10 protein-coding genes are annotated in these 12,497 nt (G+C 71.9%); 4 read left to right on the top strand and 6 right to left on the bottom strand.

All coding sequences use genetic code 11. The annotated features are described in order from the left end of the window. Window positions 1-28: 28 nt before the first annotated feature. Together BJ971_RS22765 and BJ971_RS22760 are read right to left on the bottom strand one after the other, a co-directional pair. The gene (locus BJ971_RS22765) at window positions 29-580 is read right to left on the bottom strand and encodes a PadR family transcriptional regulator (protein ID WP_184995260.1); all 552 of its coding nucleotides are present in this window, start codon (window positions 578-580) and stop codon (window positions 29-31) included. Window positions 581-702: 122 nt separating this feature from the next. Beyond that, the gene (locus BJ971_RS22760; RefSeq protein WP_184995259.1) at window positions 703-1,014 is read right to left on the bottom strand and encodes a hypothetical protein; all 312 of its coding nucleotides are present in this window, start codon (window positions 1,012-1,014) and stop codon (window positions 703-705) included. A gap of 293 nt (window positions 1,015-1,307) precedes the next feature. Here BJ971_RS22760 and BJ971_RS22755 point away from each other — a divergent pair, with 293 nt between their 5' ends. Together BJ971_RS22755 and gad are read left to right on the top strand one after the other, a co-directional pair. After that, window positions 1,308-2,024 (top strand): hypothetical protein, encoded by a 717-nt coding sequence (locus BJ971_RS22755; protein ID WP_184995258.1) that lies wholly within the window; start codon window positions 1,308-1,310, stop codon window positions 2,022-2,024. Further along, window positions 2,021-3,382: a glutamate decarboxylase gene (gene gad, locus BJ971_RS22750; RefSeq protein WP_184995257.1), complete on the top strand. Its 1,362-nt coding sequence runs from the start codon at window positions 2,021-2,023 to the stop codon at window positions 3,380-3,382. Before BJ971_RS22755 ends, gad begins: the two co-directional genes overlap by 4 nt. A 69-nt stretch (window positions 3,383-3,451) precedes the next feature. Here gad and BJ971_RS22745 read toward each other — a convergent pair whose 3' ends face one another. The 4 genes from BJ971_RS22745 to BJ971_RS22730 all read right to left on the bottom strand — a co-directional run bounded on the left by BJ971_RS22745 (window position 3,452) and on the right by BJ971_RS22730 (window position 10,745). Next, on the bottom strand, window positions 3,452-6,829 hold the full coding sequence (locus BJ971_RS22745) for a fibronectin type III domain-containing protein (RefSeq protein WP_184995256.1): 3,378 nt from the start codon (window positions 6,827-6,829) through the stop codon (window positions 3,452-3,454). A 113-nt stretch (window positions 6,830-6,942) separates the two neighbouring features. After that, window positions 6,943-7,866, bottom strand: a complete 924-nt coding sequence (locus BJ971_RS22740) for a sensor histidine kinase (protein WP_184995255.1) — start codon at window positions 7,864-7,866, stop codon at window positions 6,943-6,945. Between the two features lie 46 nt (window positions 7,867-7,912). Next, entirely contained in the window at window positions 7,913-10,144 is a 2,232-nt protein-coding gene (locus BJ971_RS22735) for an ATP-binding protein (protein ID WP_184995254.1), read from the bottom strand. Between the two features lie 103 nt (window positions 10,145-10,247). Continuing rightward, window positions 10,248-10,745 (bottom strand): hypothetical protein, encoded by a 498-nt coding sequence (locus BJ971_RS22730; RefSeq protein ID WP_184995253.1) that lies wholly within the window; start codon window positions 10,743-10,745, stop codon window positions 10,248-10,250. A 195-nt stretch (window positions 10,746-10,940) separates the two neighbouring features. Here BJ971_RS22730 and BJ971_RS22725 point away from each other — a divergent pair, with 195 nt between their 5' ends. Both BJ971_RS22725 and BJ971_RS22720 read left to right on the top strand, forming a co-directional pair. Then, complete coding sequence (locus tag BJ971_RS22725; RefSeq protein ID WP_184995252.1) at window positions 10,941-11,219, top strand: hypothetical protein; 279 nt, start codon at window positions 10,941-10,943, stop codon at window positions 11,217-11,219. Beyond that, complete coding sequence (locus BJ971_RS22720; protein WP_184995251.1) at window positions 11,216-12,424, top strand: acyltransferase family protein; 1,209 nt, start codon at window positions 11,216-11,218, stop codon at window positions 12,422-12,424. The genes BJ971_RS22725 and BJ971_RS22720 overlap by 4 nt, the downstream gene beginning before the upstream one ends. The last annotated feature ends 73 nt before the right edge of the window (window positions 12,425-12,497 follow it).

Raw genomic sequence — 12,497 nt, 5'->3', positions numbered from 1 at the left:
CCGGGCGGGTGACGGGTGGGTGTAGAGGTCAGCGGTCGAGGCCGCGGAGCGTGGCGAGGACGTCGTCGAGCCAGTCGAGCACCATCCGCTCGTACGCGATGCCGCCGCGCAGCACCACGTGCTGGAGGCGTTGCCCGGTGTCGAGGGTGCCGGCGTCGGGGAAGTCCCGGCGCTCGCCGGTCAGGTAGCGGTCGAGGGTGTCCTCGTGGGTGGCGCGGTAGCGCTCGACCTCGGTGATCAGCGCCGCGCGCCCGCCGGCGTCGTCGAACGCGGCCCCGCGGATCTTGACGGCCAGCTCGTGGCGGACCGCCTCCGGCTGCACCGGTGCCCGCAGCCACGCGGTGAGCACGTCCCGGCCCGGCGCGGCAACAGACCAGGACCGCTTGTCGGGCCGCCCACCCTGGCCGATCTCGACGGCCGTGACCCAGCCGTCGGTCTCCATCCGCTTGAGGACGTGGTAGATCTGCTGATGCGTCGCGGTCCAGAAGCGGCCGATGGACCGCTCGAAGCGCCGGGCCAGCTCGTATCCGGACCCGGGCTGCTCCAGCAGGGAGACCAGTATCGCGTGCTCCAGGGCCATGGAGGCATCTTGCTATGCAACTCGTTGCATAGCAACGCCCGGAGCGGAAATCAATCGCGGGTCACACCCGACAGGTGTGGCCCGCAATTGATTCGTCACGCTATTCGGTGGTACCCGATCGGCTAGATCTGGAGGCTGTCGCCGTAGTCCTCGCCGAGGCCGGGGCCGTAGCCGTCGCCGTAGCCGTCGCCGAAGCCGTCCGGGTACCCGCCGTCGCCGAACCCGCCGTAGCCGCCGCCGTAGCCATAGCCGCCGGGCCAGTACGGGTTGTACAGCCCGTCGTCCTCGTCCCAGCCGTCGTACTGCCCGCTCGCGACCGAGCTGTTCGGGGCCGTGTGTCCGGTCGAGGGCGAAGCCTGAGCCGGTCCCGTGCCGAGCGTCGCGGCGGCGAGCAGGCCGAGGCCCATCGCCGCCATCCGTGTTGCCTTGTTCATGTCTCCCCTTCTGAGGCAGTCCTATTGCTCGCATATCGGACCATGTCCCACCGCCGGCTGTCCGCCGTTTACACGGAATGATTCCGGGCCGCATTGTCTACGGTTATCGCATTGGAAATATGCTCGAACAGCCTTTTATCTCGGCCTGACCTGGGCAAACGTGAATTGAATGCTCCCGTGCAATCGCACGGCTGTCGTGATACGCCGACGAATACAGAATCATCCCGAGCGGATGAGTCGCGGGATCGGGGTCACGGGTGAGGCTGGAACCCTGGCCCTACCGAAGGAGCGTCATGAGGATGCGGCCGGTGCGCCTCAACGCGGCGACCGCGAGCCTGTTCATCGTGGGCTCGTCCTGCTTCGTGCTGGGCTCGGTGCCGGCCTACAGCGACGCGGTCGGGGGAGTCGGCGACGCACTCACCTACTTCGTCGGCTCGATCTTCTTCACCTCGGCGTCGTACCTGCAACTCCTGCAGGCGCAGACCCCGGCGATGACCGATGTCGACGAGAGCGGGCAGCACGTGCCGCAGCCCGTGACGCTCTGGCGCCGGCGGCCGGACGACCGGGGCTGGCTCGCGGCGATCACGCAGTTCGCCGGGACGCTGTTCTTCAACATGAGCACCCTCGCAGCCCTGGTGCAGAACGCCTCGGTGCAGGCGCAGGACCGGCGGGTGTGGCGGCCGGACGCCGTGGGATCGACGCTCTTCCTGGTGTCGAGCGTCTTCGGCATCCTCGCGGTCGGGAGCCTCTGGTCCTGGCGGCCGCGGTCACTTCCGTGGACCGTCGCGTGGCTGAACATGGTCGGATCCATCTTCTTCATGGCGTCCGCCCTGGCCAGCTACGTCCTTCCCGGCACCGGCGACACGCTCGACGAACGGCTCGCCGTCGCCGGCACGCTGCTCGGCGCGCTGTGCTTCCTGGCCGGGGCCGTACTGATGTTCCCGGCCTGGAGACGGGCCGTCCGGCAGCGCCGGGTCCGCCCGGCGCCTGAACGACAGGAGAGCGAATGACCGCCATATCCGAGGCCGACGCCGCCTTGTTCGGCAACCGGTTCATCACCACGGAGGTGCCGTCCCGGGAGTTCCCGGCGACGGGCATGTCCGCGCAGGACGCGTTCCGCCTCGTCGTCGAGGACCTGGCGCTCGAGGGGGATCCGACGCGGAACCTGGCGACCTTCGTCACGACCTGGATGGAGCCGGAGGCGCAGCGGATCATCGCCGCGAACCTGCACCGCAACTTCATCGACCACGCGGAGTATCCGCGCACCGCCGAGATCGAGCAGCGCTGCATCCGGATGCTCGCCGACCTCTACCACGCGCCGGGCGAGACGACCGGCGCGCGCACGCAGGGCTCCTCCGAGGCGATCATGCTCGGCGGCCTCTCGCTCAAGTGGAACTGGCGCAAACGGCGCGGTAGCGCGACCGCGAACCCCAACCTCGTCTTCGGCGGCGACGTGCACGTGGTCTGGGAGAAGTTCTGCCGCTACTTCGACGTCGAGCCGCGGATCGTGCCGCTGCGGCCCGGCAAGTACACGATCGGCCCCGAGGACATCGAGGGACGCATCGACGAGAACACGATCGGCGTCGCGGCCGTGCTCGGCACCACCTTCACCGGGCACAAGGACGACATCGTCGGCATCAACGACCTGCTGGTGCGGATCAAGGGCGAGCGCGGGATCGACGTGCCGCTGCACGTGGACGCCGCCAGCGGAGGGTTCGTGTGGCCCTTCCTCTATCCCGACTCGGCCTGGGACTTCCGCCTCGAGCAGGTCCGCTCGATCAACGTCTCCGGGCACAAGTTCGGCCTCGTCTACCCGGGAATCGGCTGGCTGATCTTCCGCGAGACGGCCGACCTGGCCGAGGAACTCGTCTTCAAGGAGAACTACCTGGGAAAGACCGACTCGACGTTCACCCTGAACTTCTCCACCGGCTCGTCGATGGTGCTGGCCCAGTATTACAACCTCGTGCGGTACGGCCGGGCCGGATACACCTACGTCCTGAAGAACATGCAGACCAACGCCCGGGCACTCGGCGAGCAGCTGACGGCGATGGGCCTGTTCGAGCTGATCGGTTTCCATGACGAGCAGCTACCGCTGGTGGCGTTCCGCCTCGCCGCCGACAACGGTTTCGACGAGTTCGACATCGCCTGGCAGCTCTCGGCCGAGCGCGGCTGGATGGTGCCGGCGTACACCCTCCCGCCGGACGCGCAGGAGGTGACGATAATGCGGGCGCTGGTCAAGGAGACGATGTGCCGCGAGCACGTCGATACGCTCGCCCGCGACATCGCCGCGGCGTGCGCCACGCTCGCGAAGAAGGGCGGCGCGCACGAGTCCGAGCGACGCAAGATCGTCACGGGCTCCGGTCACTGAGCCGGCCCCCGGCATGCGCGAGGGCCGGGGCTCATGTCGAGCCCCGGCCCTTGCGATTCATCGGTTCGGTCAGTTACGCAGGTCCAGAACCACGGACCAGTAGAGCAGCGTCGCGGCCTCACCGGCGCTCAGCGGCGGGTTCTTGCCGACCGAGTTGACGATGACCTTGGCGCGGTAGTTCGAGTAGTTGTTCTTGGCCAGGGCCGACTCGAAGTCCTTGAGCGCCGCATCCTGGCCGCTGCCCAGGTACTCACGCGTCAGCTTGAGCAGCCAGGCGTCGCTCGCCTGGACCGTGTAGCTGACCGACACCGGCGCGGCGGCGTTGCCCGCCTTGTCGACGCCGCCCGAGCAGACCACGGTGTGCACGCCGAGGTCGTTGTTGCTGGTGGTCGCCGTCGCCTCGGTGGCGACGCCCGAGACCTGGTCCGCGGTGCGGCAGGTGGCGGACGGCACGCCCTCGGCGCCGTACCTGGCCCCGTTGGTCACGCCGGCCACCGACACCGCCGGTGCGGTCTTGTCGACGTTGAGCGCCAGCGTGCTGGTGGTGCCGTTGCCGGCCTTGTCGGTGCCCGTGCCCGCCACGCTGATGGCGGCGCCCTCGGTGGTGACCGCCTTGGCGGCGGGGCAGGCGGCCACGGCGGAGACCGTGTCGGTGCAGGCGTAACGCACGGTCGGTGCGGTCTTGTACCAGCCGGCGGCGTTCTTCGTGCCGTCCACCGTCGCGGCGATCTCCGGTGCCACCAGGTCGACGTTGACGCTGACCGCGGCGGTGGCGGTGTTGCCCGCCTTGTCGACGGCCGTACCGCTGATCTTCTGGGCGGCGCCGTTCGTGGTCACCGTCGTGTCGGCCGGGCAGGTGGCGATGCCGGAGCCCGTGTCGGTGCAGGTGAAGTGGACGGTCGGTGCGGTCTTGTACCAGCCGCCGGCGTTCGCCGTCTCCACGACCGTCGCCTTGATCGCCGGGGCGGTCCGGTCGACGTTCAGCGTGACGGAGGCGGTCTTGACGTGGCCGACCTTGTCCACCGCGGTACCCGCGACGACCTTGCTCGTGCCCTCCAGGTCGACGGGGGCGTCCGCCGGGCAGCTGGCGATGCCGGCGGCCGCGTCGGTGCAGGTGAAGTGGACGGTCGGTGCGGTCTTGTACCAGCCGTCGGCGTTCGCGTCGCCGATCACCGTCGCGGTGATCTCGGGCGCGGTCAGATCGGCGTTCAGCGTCACCGAGGCCTCGGCGGTGTTGCCGGCCCGGTCGACGGCGATGCCGCTGAGGGTCTGCGCCTTGCCGTCCTCGGTCACCTCGGTGTCCTCGGGGCAGACCGCGATGCCGGAGCCCGTGTCGGTGCAGGTGAAGTGGACGGTCGTCGCGGCGGTGTACCAGCCGTCGGCGTTCGCGGCGCCGGCCACCGTCGCGGTGATCACCGGGGCGGTGCGGTCCACGTCGACGAGCACGGTCGTGGTGGAGGTGTTGCCGGCACGGTCGACCGAGGTGCCGGTGACGGCCTGGTCCGCGCCCTCGCCGTTCACGGTCACGTCGGCCGGGCAGGTGGCGATGCCGGAGCCGGCGTCGTCACAGGTGAAGTGGACGGTGGGGTTGGACTTGTACCAGCCGTCCTCGCTCGCCGTACCGATCACGGTGGCGGCGATCGACGGGGCGGCCTGGTCGACGCTCAGGGTCACCGAGGTGGACGCGCTGTTGCCGGCCTTGTCGACAACGGTGCCGGTGATCTCCTGGCTCACGTCGTCCTTGGTGACCTTGCGGTCCTCGGGGCAGTCCGCGACGCCGGAGCCCGTGTCGGTGCAGGTGAAGTGGACGGTCGGCGCGGTGGTGTACCAGCCGTCGGCGTTGGTGTCGCCGGTGACGGTCGCGGTGATGACCGGGGCCACCCGGTCGACGCTGATGGTCACGGTGTCGGTGGCGAAGTTGCCCGCCTTGTCCCACGCGGTGCCGGTGAACTTCTGGTTGGCGCCGTCCTTGGTGACCGTGGTGCCGGTCGGGCAGACGGAGACGGTGTTCTGGCCCGAGACGGTGTCGGTGCAGGTGAAGGTGATCGACGGCGCGGAGGTGTACCAGCCGTCGGTGCCCTTGGTGCCGGAGACGTTGGTGACGACCACGGGCGGCGTCTGGTCGATGCTCAGCGCCTGCGTGACGGTGGCGGTGTTGCCGGCGGCGTCCGCGGCGGTGCCGGAGAAGCGCTGGCTCACCCCGTCCTTGTCCGCGAGCAGGTCGGCCGGGCAGGTCGCGATCGCGCTACCGCTGTCGGTGCAGGTGAAGTGGATCGTGACGGGCGTGTGGAACCAGCCGTTCTTCGGCGCCACCGAGAGCGTGGTGGTGATCGTCGGAGGCGTCCGGTCGTTGCCGGTGTTCACGGTCGTCGTGCTCGTGGTCGAGCCGTCGGCGGGCTCGGTCGCCGGGGTGCCGGGCGTCTCCGCCGGGTCGGTCGCCGCGGGGGCGCTCGGCGTGGGGTCGCCGGGCGTGACGGGCGGGGTCGGCTGGCTCGTCGGCGGGGTCGGTGCCGGCGTGGTCGTGGGCACCCAGACGGGCACCGTGCCGGTCACCGCGTTGCTGCCGCCGATCGCGTTGTAGGCCCGGACCTCGACCATCCACGACTTGGCGATGTCGAGGGTGAGCGTGGCCGAGGTGGCCGGCGCGTCGACCCGCAGCGACTTGGTGATCTTGTCGGTGCCGTAGCTCACCAGGTAGTAGGTGGGCGCGGGGCCGGACGGGGCCGGCTGCCACACCAGTTCGACGGTGCCCGCGGCGTCCGCGCGGCGCTGGAGGACCAGGCCGGTCGGGTCGGCCGGGCGGTACCGGTCGATCGTCGACTTGGCCGTCGCGCACTCGCCGAACTCGTTCGCGGAGGTGACGGAGAGGTTGTAGACGCGGGCCGGGTCGGCGCCCTCGTAGCGGAACGTGGTGTCCTTGGTGGTCTTGTCGACAAGCACGACACCGTCGCTGATGCGGGTGAAGACGACGTGGTAGCCGGTCAGCGGGGTGTAGCCGCCCCAGGAGGGAGCGGTCCACGACTCGGTGACGGTCGTGCCGTTGTCCTCGCGCCCGTTCACCACGCCGCCGACGTAGGTCGGGGCCAGCGACTTGAGGGTCCAGTACGTGGTGCTGGAGGTGTTACCGGCGGCGTCGGCCGCGCCAACGCGGATCTTGTAGTTGCTGCACACGTCGGGCGCGTCGACCGTGTAGCTCAGGCTCGTGGACGGCACGTTGACGACAGTCTCGACGTTGCCGGCGACGCTCTCGACGACGTAGTGGTGCGCGCCGGGGACCGCCTTCCAGCCCACGTTGATCTTCTTGACGTCGTCGCCCGCGCGGGCGACCGTAAAGCTCGTCGGTGCAGCCGGCGCGGCCGCGTACACCGCGTTCGGCGTGCCGACAACGATCACCGCCGCTCCGAGCAGTCCGAAGCTCACCTTGGTGAGCAATCGCCTCGCGTCCATCTGGCCTCTTCTCGATTTGTCACTTGTCGGTGGTCTCGATCGGCGAGAAAGCTCAAGCCGACCTCAAGCGCACCTCTGTTTTTGCGCAAGCTCGCGGCCCGGGGGCCGCACGGTCAGCGGGTCATGTCCGCCGCGACCGAGACCTGACCCGCGCCGGTGTGCCCGGCGGCGGGCAGGGTGAACCAGATCCGGGCGCCACGGCGCACGTTCGGGTCGGCGCCGATGGAGCCGCCGAGCCGCTGCACGATCCGCCGGCAGATGGTCAGGCCGAGCCCCGTGCCGGGGTAGGCGTCCGCGTGCGCCCGGTGCAGCTCGCCGAAGATCGCCTCGTGCTGCCCGTCGGGCACGCCGATTCCCTCGTCGGTCACCTCGACCATGACGAAACCGTCGTCACCGGTACGCGCGGCGATGTGCACCCGGGCCGGCTCGCCGGGCCGGACGTACTTGAGCGCGTTGCCGACCAGGTTCTCCAGCAGCCGCCGCAGCATCCCGTGGTCGCCGCGGACCGCCGGCAGGAAGTCCCAGGTGATCTGCGGCGCCGGCCAGGACGCGGCGCCGGGCCGCAGCTGTTCCACGGCTCGGTCCGCCACCACGTCGTCGACGAGCGCGGCGAGGTCGATCGTCGTCAGGTGCAGAGCCGTGCCGCTGACCGTCGAGTAGGCCAGCACGTCGTCGATCAGCCGGCTCATCCGGTCGGTGCCCCGGTTGATCTCCGCGACGAAGTCGTCGTAGTCCGCCGGGCGGGGGCTGCCGACGTCGAGGTAGGTGAGCAGCTGCGCGTACCCGCAGATGCCGGCCAGCGGCGCCTTCAGGTCGTGGCTGATCTCGCGGGCGAAGGCCTCGAGGTCCTGCACCGAGCGGCTCAGCTCGCTCACCCGTCGCTCCAGCTCCGCGTTGCGCAGGCGTTCGCGCTCAAGCTCGGCGTACACCTGCGCGGCGGGCCGCGGCGTCGTCGCGACGATGTACCGGCGGGGCAGCCGGACGATGCGCCGTCGGCGCAGCGACCACCGCTGTGCACGGGAGGACGCGAGTCGCATGGTCGGACCGTTTCGGGAGTCGTCGGACAGATCGGGGCTCGGGGAGTCAGCGTCGTACTGCACCATCGGCCCTCTCGTCGGCGAGGTATCCGGACATCACCCGGATCGCGCCGGCGACGGCGCTCTCCACGTCCGCGACCAGCGCGGTCAGGTCCTGTTCGCTGGTGCCGGCGATCGCGTTGCGCTCGACCTGGGCGCACGCCTCGGCCAGCGGATCGGCGCCCAGCAGGGCGCTCGACGACTTGAGCGTGTGCGCGGTGGCGCGCAGCGCGTCGTGGTCCTGCTTGCGCAGGGCCTCGGCCAGCGCCGAGCGGCGCCCGTCGAGCTGGGAGAGGAACGTGTTGACGGTGGTGACGACCAGCGCCCGGTCCTCGAGCTGCTCCTCCAGGTCGCGGAGCTTGCTCAGGTCCGGCAGGGCCTCGTCCGGCGCCGGCACGGGTTCGTCCGGCTCGGCCGCCGGTGCGGCCGAGAGGTACGGCGCCAGCGCGGCCCGCAGCTCGGGCAGCGTGATCGGTTTACTGAGGTGCCCGTTCATGCCGGCCTCGAGGCAGCGTTCCCGGTCGCCGCGCAGCGCCGTCGCGGTCAGGGCCAGGATCGGCGTGTCGCAGTCGGCCGAGCGGACCTGCCGGGTGGCCTCCAGCCCGTCTGTGCGGGGCATCTGCACGTCCATCAGCACCACGTCGTACGGCGTACCGCCGAGCAGCGCGCTCACGGCGGCGGAGCCGTCGGCGACCGTGTCGCACTCGACGCCAAGGAGCTCGATCATGCGACGGAAGACGGTCCGGTTGACGTCGTTGTCCTCGGCGAGCAGCACCCGGCCCCCGCCCAGCGGCGGCACCGTGATCGGCGCGCCGCGCACGCCCGTCCGCTCCCAGTTCAGCGCCGCCACCAGGCGGCGCAGCACCAGCGGGGCGGTCAGCACGTCGGGCTTGCGGACGATGCCGGTGCGCGGGTCGGTGGTGCTGATCATCTGGGCCCGGCCGGTGGGGCCGAGCAGCTCGATGACCGTGTCGGCGCGGCGCACGGCCTCCGGGTCGTGCGAGTCGTCGCACCACAGGACCGTGTCGACGTCCCGGACCCGCGTGGCGAGGTCCTCGAACGGCACCGGAACCGGCTCGGCGCCCGCGCTCGTGAGCAGCCAGGACAGGGCGAGCGTCGAGCGGGGCGACGGCGCGGCGACCGCGATCCGGCGGTGGGTCAGGGGCAGCGGCCCCTGCTCGCCCGGCGGCTGCGGCGCGGCAAGCAGCGGCAGCCGGATCAGGAACTCCGAGCCCTCGCCCGGCTGCGAGCGCACCGCGATCGTGCCGCCCATGCACTCCACGAGCCGGGCGGCCAGCGCCAGGCCCAGGCCGGCGCCCTCGTGCCGGCGCGCGGCGGAGGGGTCCGCCTGCACGAACGGTGCGAAGATGCGCGCCTGGTCGGACGCGGGAATGCCGGGCCCGGTGTCGGAGACGATGATCTGGTACGCGTCGTCGCCGTCGGGCGCGGCCGTGACGATGACCTCGCCGGTCTCGGTGAACTTGATCGCGTTGCCGACCACGCAGGTCAGCACCTGGCGCAGCCGGTGCACGTCGCCGAGCACCGTCGGCGGCAGGTTCGGCGCGGGCGCCGCCAGCAGCAGGATGCCCTTGCGGCGGGCCTGCTGCTGGAGCGGTTCGACGATCGACTCGAGCACCGGGCGTACCGCGACGGGCTCGCGCTCCACCCGCAGCACGCCGGTCTCCAGGCGGGCCAGGTCGAGCAGATCGTCGGTCAGGGCCTTGAGCGCGTGCACGGACCGGTGCACGCTGTCGACGACCTCGCGGACCTCCTGCTGCAACGGCTGGGCGCGCAGCAGCTCGACCGCGGCGACGACGGTGGTGACGGGCGTCCGGATCTCGTGCCCGAGCAGGGCCAGGAACTGCGACTTGGCCTGCGCCGCCGCGTCGTCCGGCCCGGCGTCGCCGTTCGCCGCCGCGCTCTCGACCGTGACCAGCCGCCGGTGCGCGCCGCAGTCGCTCTCCAGATGCGCGACCCGTACCCCGGTGCCGGGCGCGTCGCACCGGCAGGCCAGCACGGTCGGCGGCGACTGGGGCGTCAACTGGCGCGTGGCGGACAGCAGCCGGCCGTGCGCCGGGCAGCCGGCGTCCCCGTCGGCCAGCAGGACACCCTCGCCCGGGTACGCGGCGTCGCCGTCCGGCCGCCAGCGGCCGTTGGCGACCAGGACGCGGCCGTCGGCGTCCACGATCGCTGCCGGACCGGGGATCGCCTCGACGAGCGTGCGCGCCGCATATCCCATGCGCTGACCTTTCGGGGGAGCGGGACCCGGGGGGTCAGATCCACTCGCCAAAGGCTGGGGGCAGCTGGGGGCTTTCGGGGAAGCGTTCGGGAGCGGGTCGGTATCAGGCGGCGGAGGCGCGGGTCGAGCGGCGGCGGTGCAGGGCGCCCAGCAGGAGGCCGCCGACCGCGATCGCGCCGAGCGACCAGGGCAGGAAGTCGACCGGCCCGCGGACCGCGGCCCGCGGCGGGACCGCGGAGATCAGCACGCGCGACGCGCCGGAGACCGAGCGGCCGGCCACGATGATGCTGGCGCCGGACTGGCCGGCGGTGATGAGCGTCTGCGGCACCGAGACCCGGACCTGGCCGTTCTCGTCGCTGCGGGCCTGCTGGATCGGCTCGCTGCCGAGGCGGATGTCCACCACGGCCTTCGGCCGGTACGCGGAACCGCTCACCTGGAGCTCCTTGCCGCCGTCGGCCCAGCTGAGCACCAGCTTGTCGTTGCCGGACTTGGCGGCGGCAGCGGCCGGGACCGCCGGCGACAGGAGCAGTGCGCCGCACAGCCCGAGCATCGTCAGGATGGCGACGAGGACGAGGCGACCGGTGCTTGCTGAGTTCCGCATGTCCATCAGGTTGCGGCATCGCGGGCCCCGGTGGAATGGGTGCGAGTCAACCTTGCCCGCCGCCTGAGCCAACCTTGATGTTCGCTCCCAGCGCGGGCGGCGGGAAGGCTCAACCCGCGGCGGCGCACGCCGATGGAGGGAATACCGGACCCGGCTCGTCGTACAGGTGTCCGCCGATGCCGGGGAGAACGCGCCATGCCGTCCGAAGCGCCTCCGGGCCCGGCCCGCCACTACCGCGTCCTCGACCTGCCCCGGCTCGCCGACCGGCTGTGGCGGGTGCCGCTGGCCCTGGCCAGCGTCGTCTTCGCCGCCTGCGGGCCCGCGCACGCCCTCGGCAACACCGACCTCGTGTATTACGGCGCCCTCGTGGGCCTGGCGCTGAGCGCGTTCGCCGTGCCGCTCGGCCTGCTCGGGCTGCGCGCGCGGCCGCAATCCGACCGCTCCGACAGCGACACCCGGAGGAACACCCCATGACCCAAGCCGTCCGCGCACCGCGGCGGGCCGCGGTGCCCGCGCGACCCGGCCCGCACCGCGCGCTGAACGCGCTGCGGGCGGTCGCGGCCGTCCTGGTGGTCATGTACCACCTGCGCCAGCTGCTGCTCGTCGACCCGGAACAGGCCGGCGACGGCCTGCTCACCACCATCCTGTACGCGGTGACGGGCCTCGGCCCCGCGGCGGTGCTCGTCTTCTTCGTGCTCAGCGGCTACTGGGTCGGCGGCAGCGTCTTCGCCGCGTTCCGCCGGGAGCGCTTCCGCTGGGCGACCTACGCCACCGCCCGGCTCAGCCGGCTGTGGATCGTGCTCGTGCCGGCGCTCGCGCTCACCGCGCTGCTGGACCATCTCGGCCTGTCGCTGCTCTCCGGCACGTCCATCTACCTCGGCGACCCCGCCTACCACCACACGGTGCCGGTCGGGGACCTGGCCGGGCGGCTGGGCCTCGACACGGCCCTGGGCAACGTCGCCTTCCTCCAGACGATCGTCGTGCCCACGTACGGCACCAACGCCTCGCTGTGGTCGCTGAGCTACGAGGCGGTGTTCTACGCGATCCTGCCCCTGGCGCTGTACGCCTGGCGCGGCCGGGGCGGCGTACCCGCGCGCCTGCTGAACGCCGCGCTGCTGCTCGGCCTCTGCGCGCTCGCCGGACCGTCGGTGCTGATGTACCTGCCGGTCTGGCTGATGGGTGCCGCGGTGGCCTGGTACCGCGAGCGCATCGCCGGCTGGCTCGCCGCCCGCGGCCGGGGCTTCCTGGCCGTGGCCCGCGCCGGCGCGACGGCGGCGGTCGGCGTTGCGCTGTGGCTGACCCAGGCGAGCTACAGCGGGCGCAACGTGCTGCTGCTGGCGGGCACCACCACCGTGCTCCTGGTCCTGCTGGTCCGCGACCTCGAGTGGCGCGGGCTGCCCGGCGGCCTGCTCTCCACCGTCTCCCGGTACGCCGACTCCTCGTACTCGCTGTACGCGATGCACCTGCCGGTGGCCGCGATGATCGCCGCGCTGCTGACGCCGCGGGCCGGTAACCGCTGGCTGCCGACGCCGGCGCACTGGCTCGCCTACGCCGCGCTCTGCGCGCTGCTGATCCTGGCCGGGTGGCTCTTCGCGCAGGCGACCGAGCGGCACACCGACCGGGTACGCAAGGCCGCGGACCGCCTGATCCAGGCCGCCGGGCGGCGCGGCCGCGGGTAACGCCGGTGGGAGGCCCGCCGCCAACTCTCAGGGCGGCATCGCGGCAGCCGATGCTACGGGCAGCGCGCCCGGC

This window comes from Amorphoplanes digitatis (assembly GCF_014205335.1).
Classification (GTDB): domain Bacteria; phylum Actinomycetota; class Actinomycetes; order Mycobacteriales; family Micromonosporaceae; genus Actinoplanes; species Actinoplanes digitatus.
The sequence above is the reverse complement of the archived record's forward strand: the minus strand, read 5'-3'. Positions and strand labels throughout refer to the sequence as shown.

Coding starts and splice junctions, on each gene's coding strand:
- BJ971_RS22765 (WP_184995260.1), bottom strand. CDS start 580: ATGGCCCTGGAGCACGCGATACTGGTCTCCCTGCTGGAGCAGCCCGGG.
- BJ971_RS22760 (WP_184995259.1), bottom strand. CDS start 1,014: ATGAACAAGGCAACACGGATGGCGGCGATGGGCCTCGGCCTGCTCGCC.
- BJ971_RS22755 (WP_184995258.1), top strand. CDS start 1,308: ATGAGGATGCGGCCGGTGCGCCTCAACGCGGCGACCGCGAGCCTGTTC.
- gad (WP_184995257.1), top strand. CDS start 2,021: ATGACCGCCATATCCGAGGCCGACGCCGCCTTGTTCGGCAACCGGTTC.
- BJ971_RS22745 (WP_184995256.1), bottom strand. CDS start 6,829: ATGGACGCGAGGCGATTGCTCACCAAGGTGAGCTTCGGACTGCTCGGA.
- BJ971_RS22740 (WP_184995255.1), bottom strand. CDS start 7,866: ATGCGACTCGCGTCCTCCCGTGCACAGCGGTGGTCGCTGCGCCGACGG.
- BJ971_RS22735 (WP_184995254.1), bottom strand. CDS start 10,144: ATGGGATATGCGGCGCGCACGCTCGTCGAGGCGATCCCCGGTCCGGCA.
- BJ971_RS22730 (WP_184995253.1), bottom strand. CDS start 10,745: ATGCGGAACTCAGCAAGCACCGGTCGCCTCGTCCTCGTCGCCATCCTG.
- BJ971_RS22725 (WP_184995252.1), top strand. CDS start 10,941: ATGCCGTCCGAAGCGCCTCCGGGCCCGGCCCGCCACTACCGCGTCCTC.
- BJ971_RS22720 (WP_184995251.1), top strand. CDS start 11,216: ATGACCCAAGCCGTCCGCGCACCGCGGCGGGCCGCGGTGCCCGCGCGA.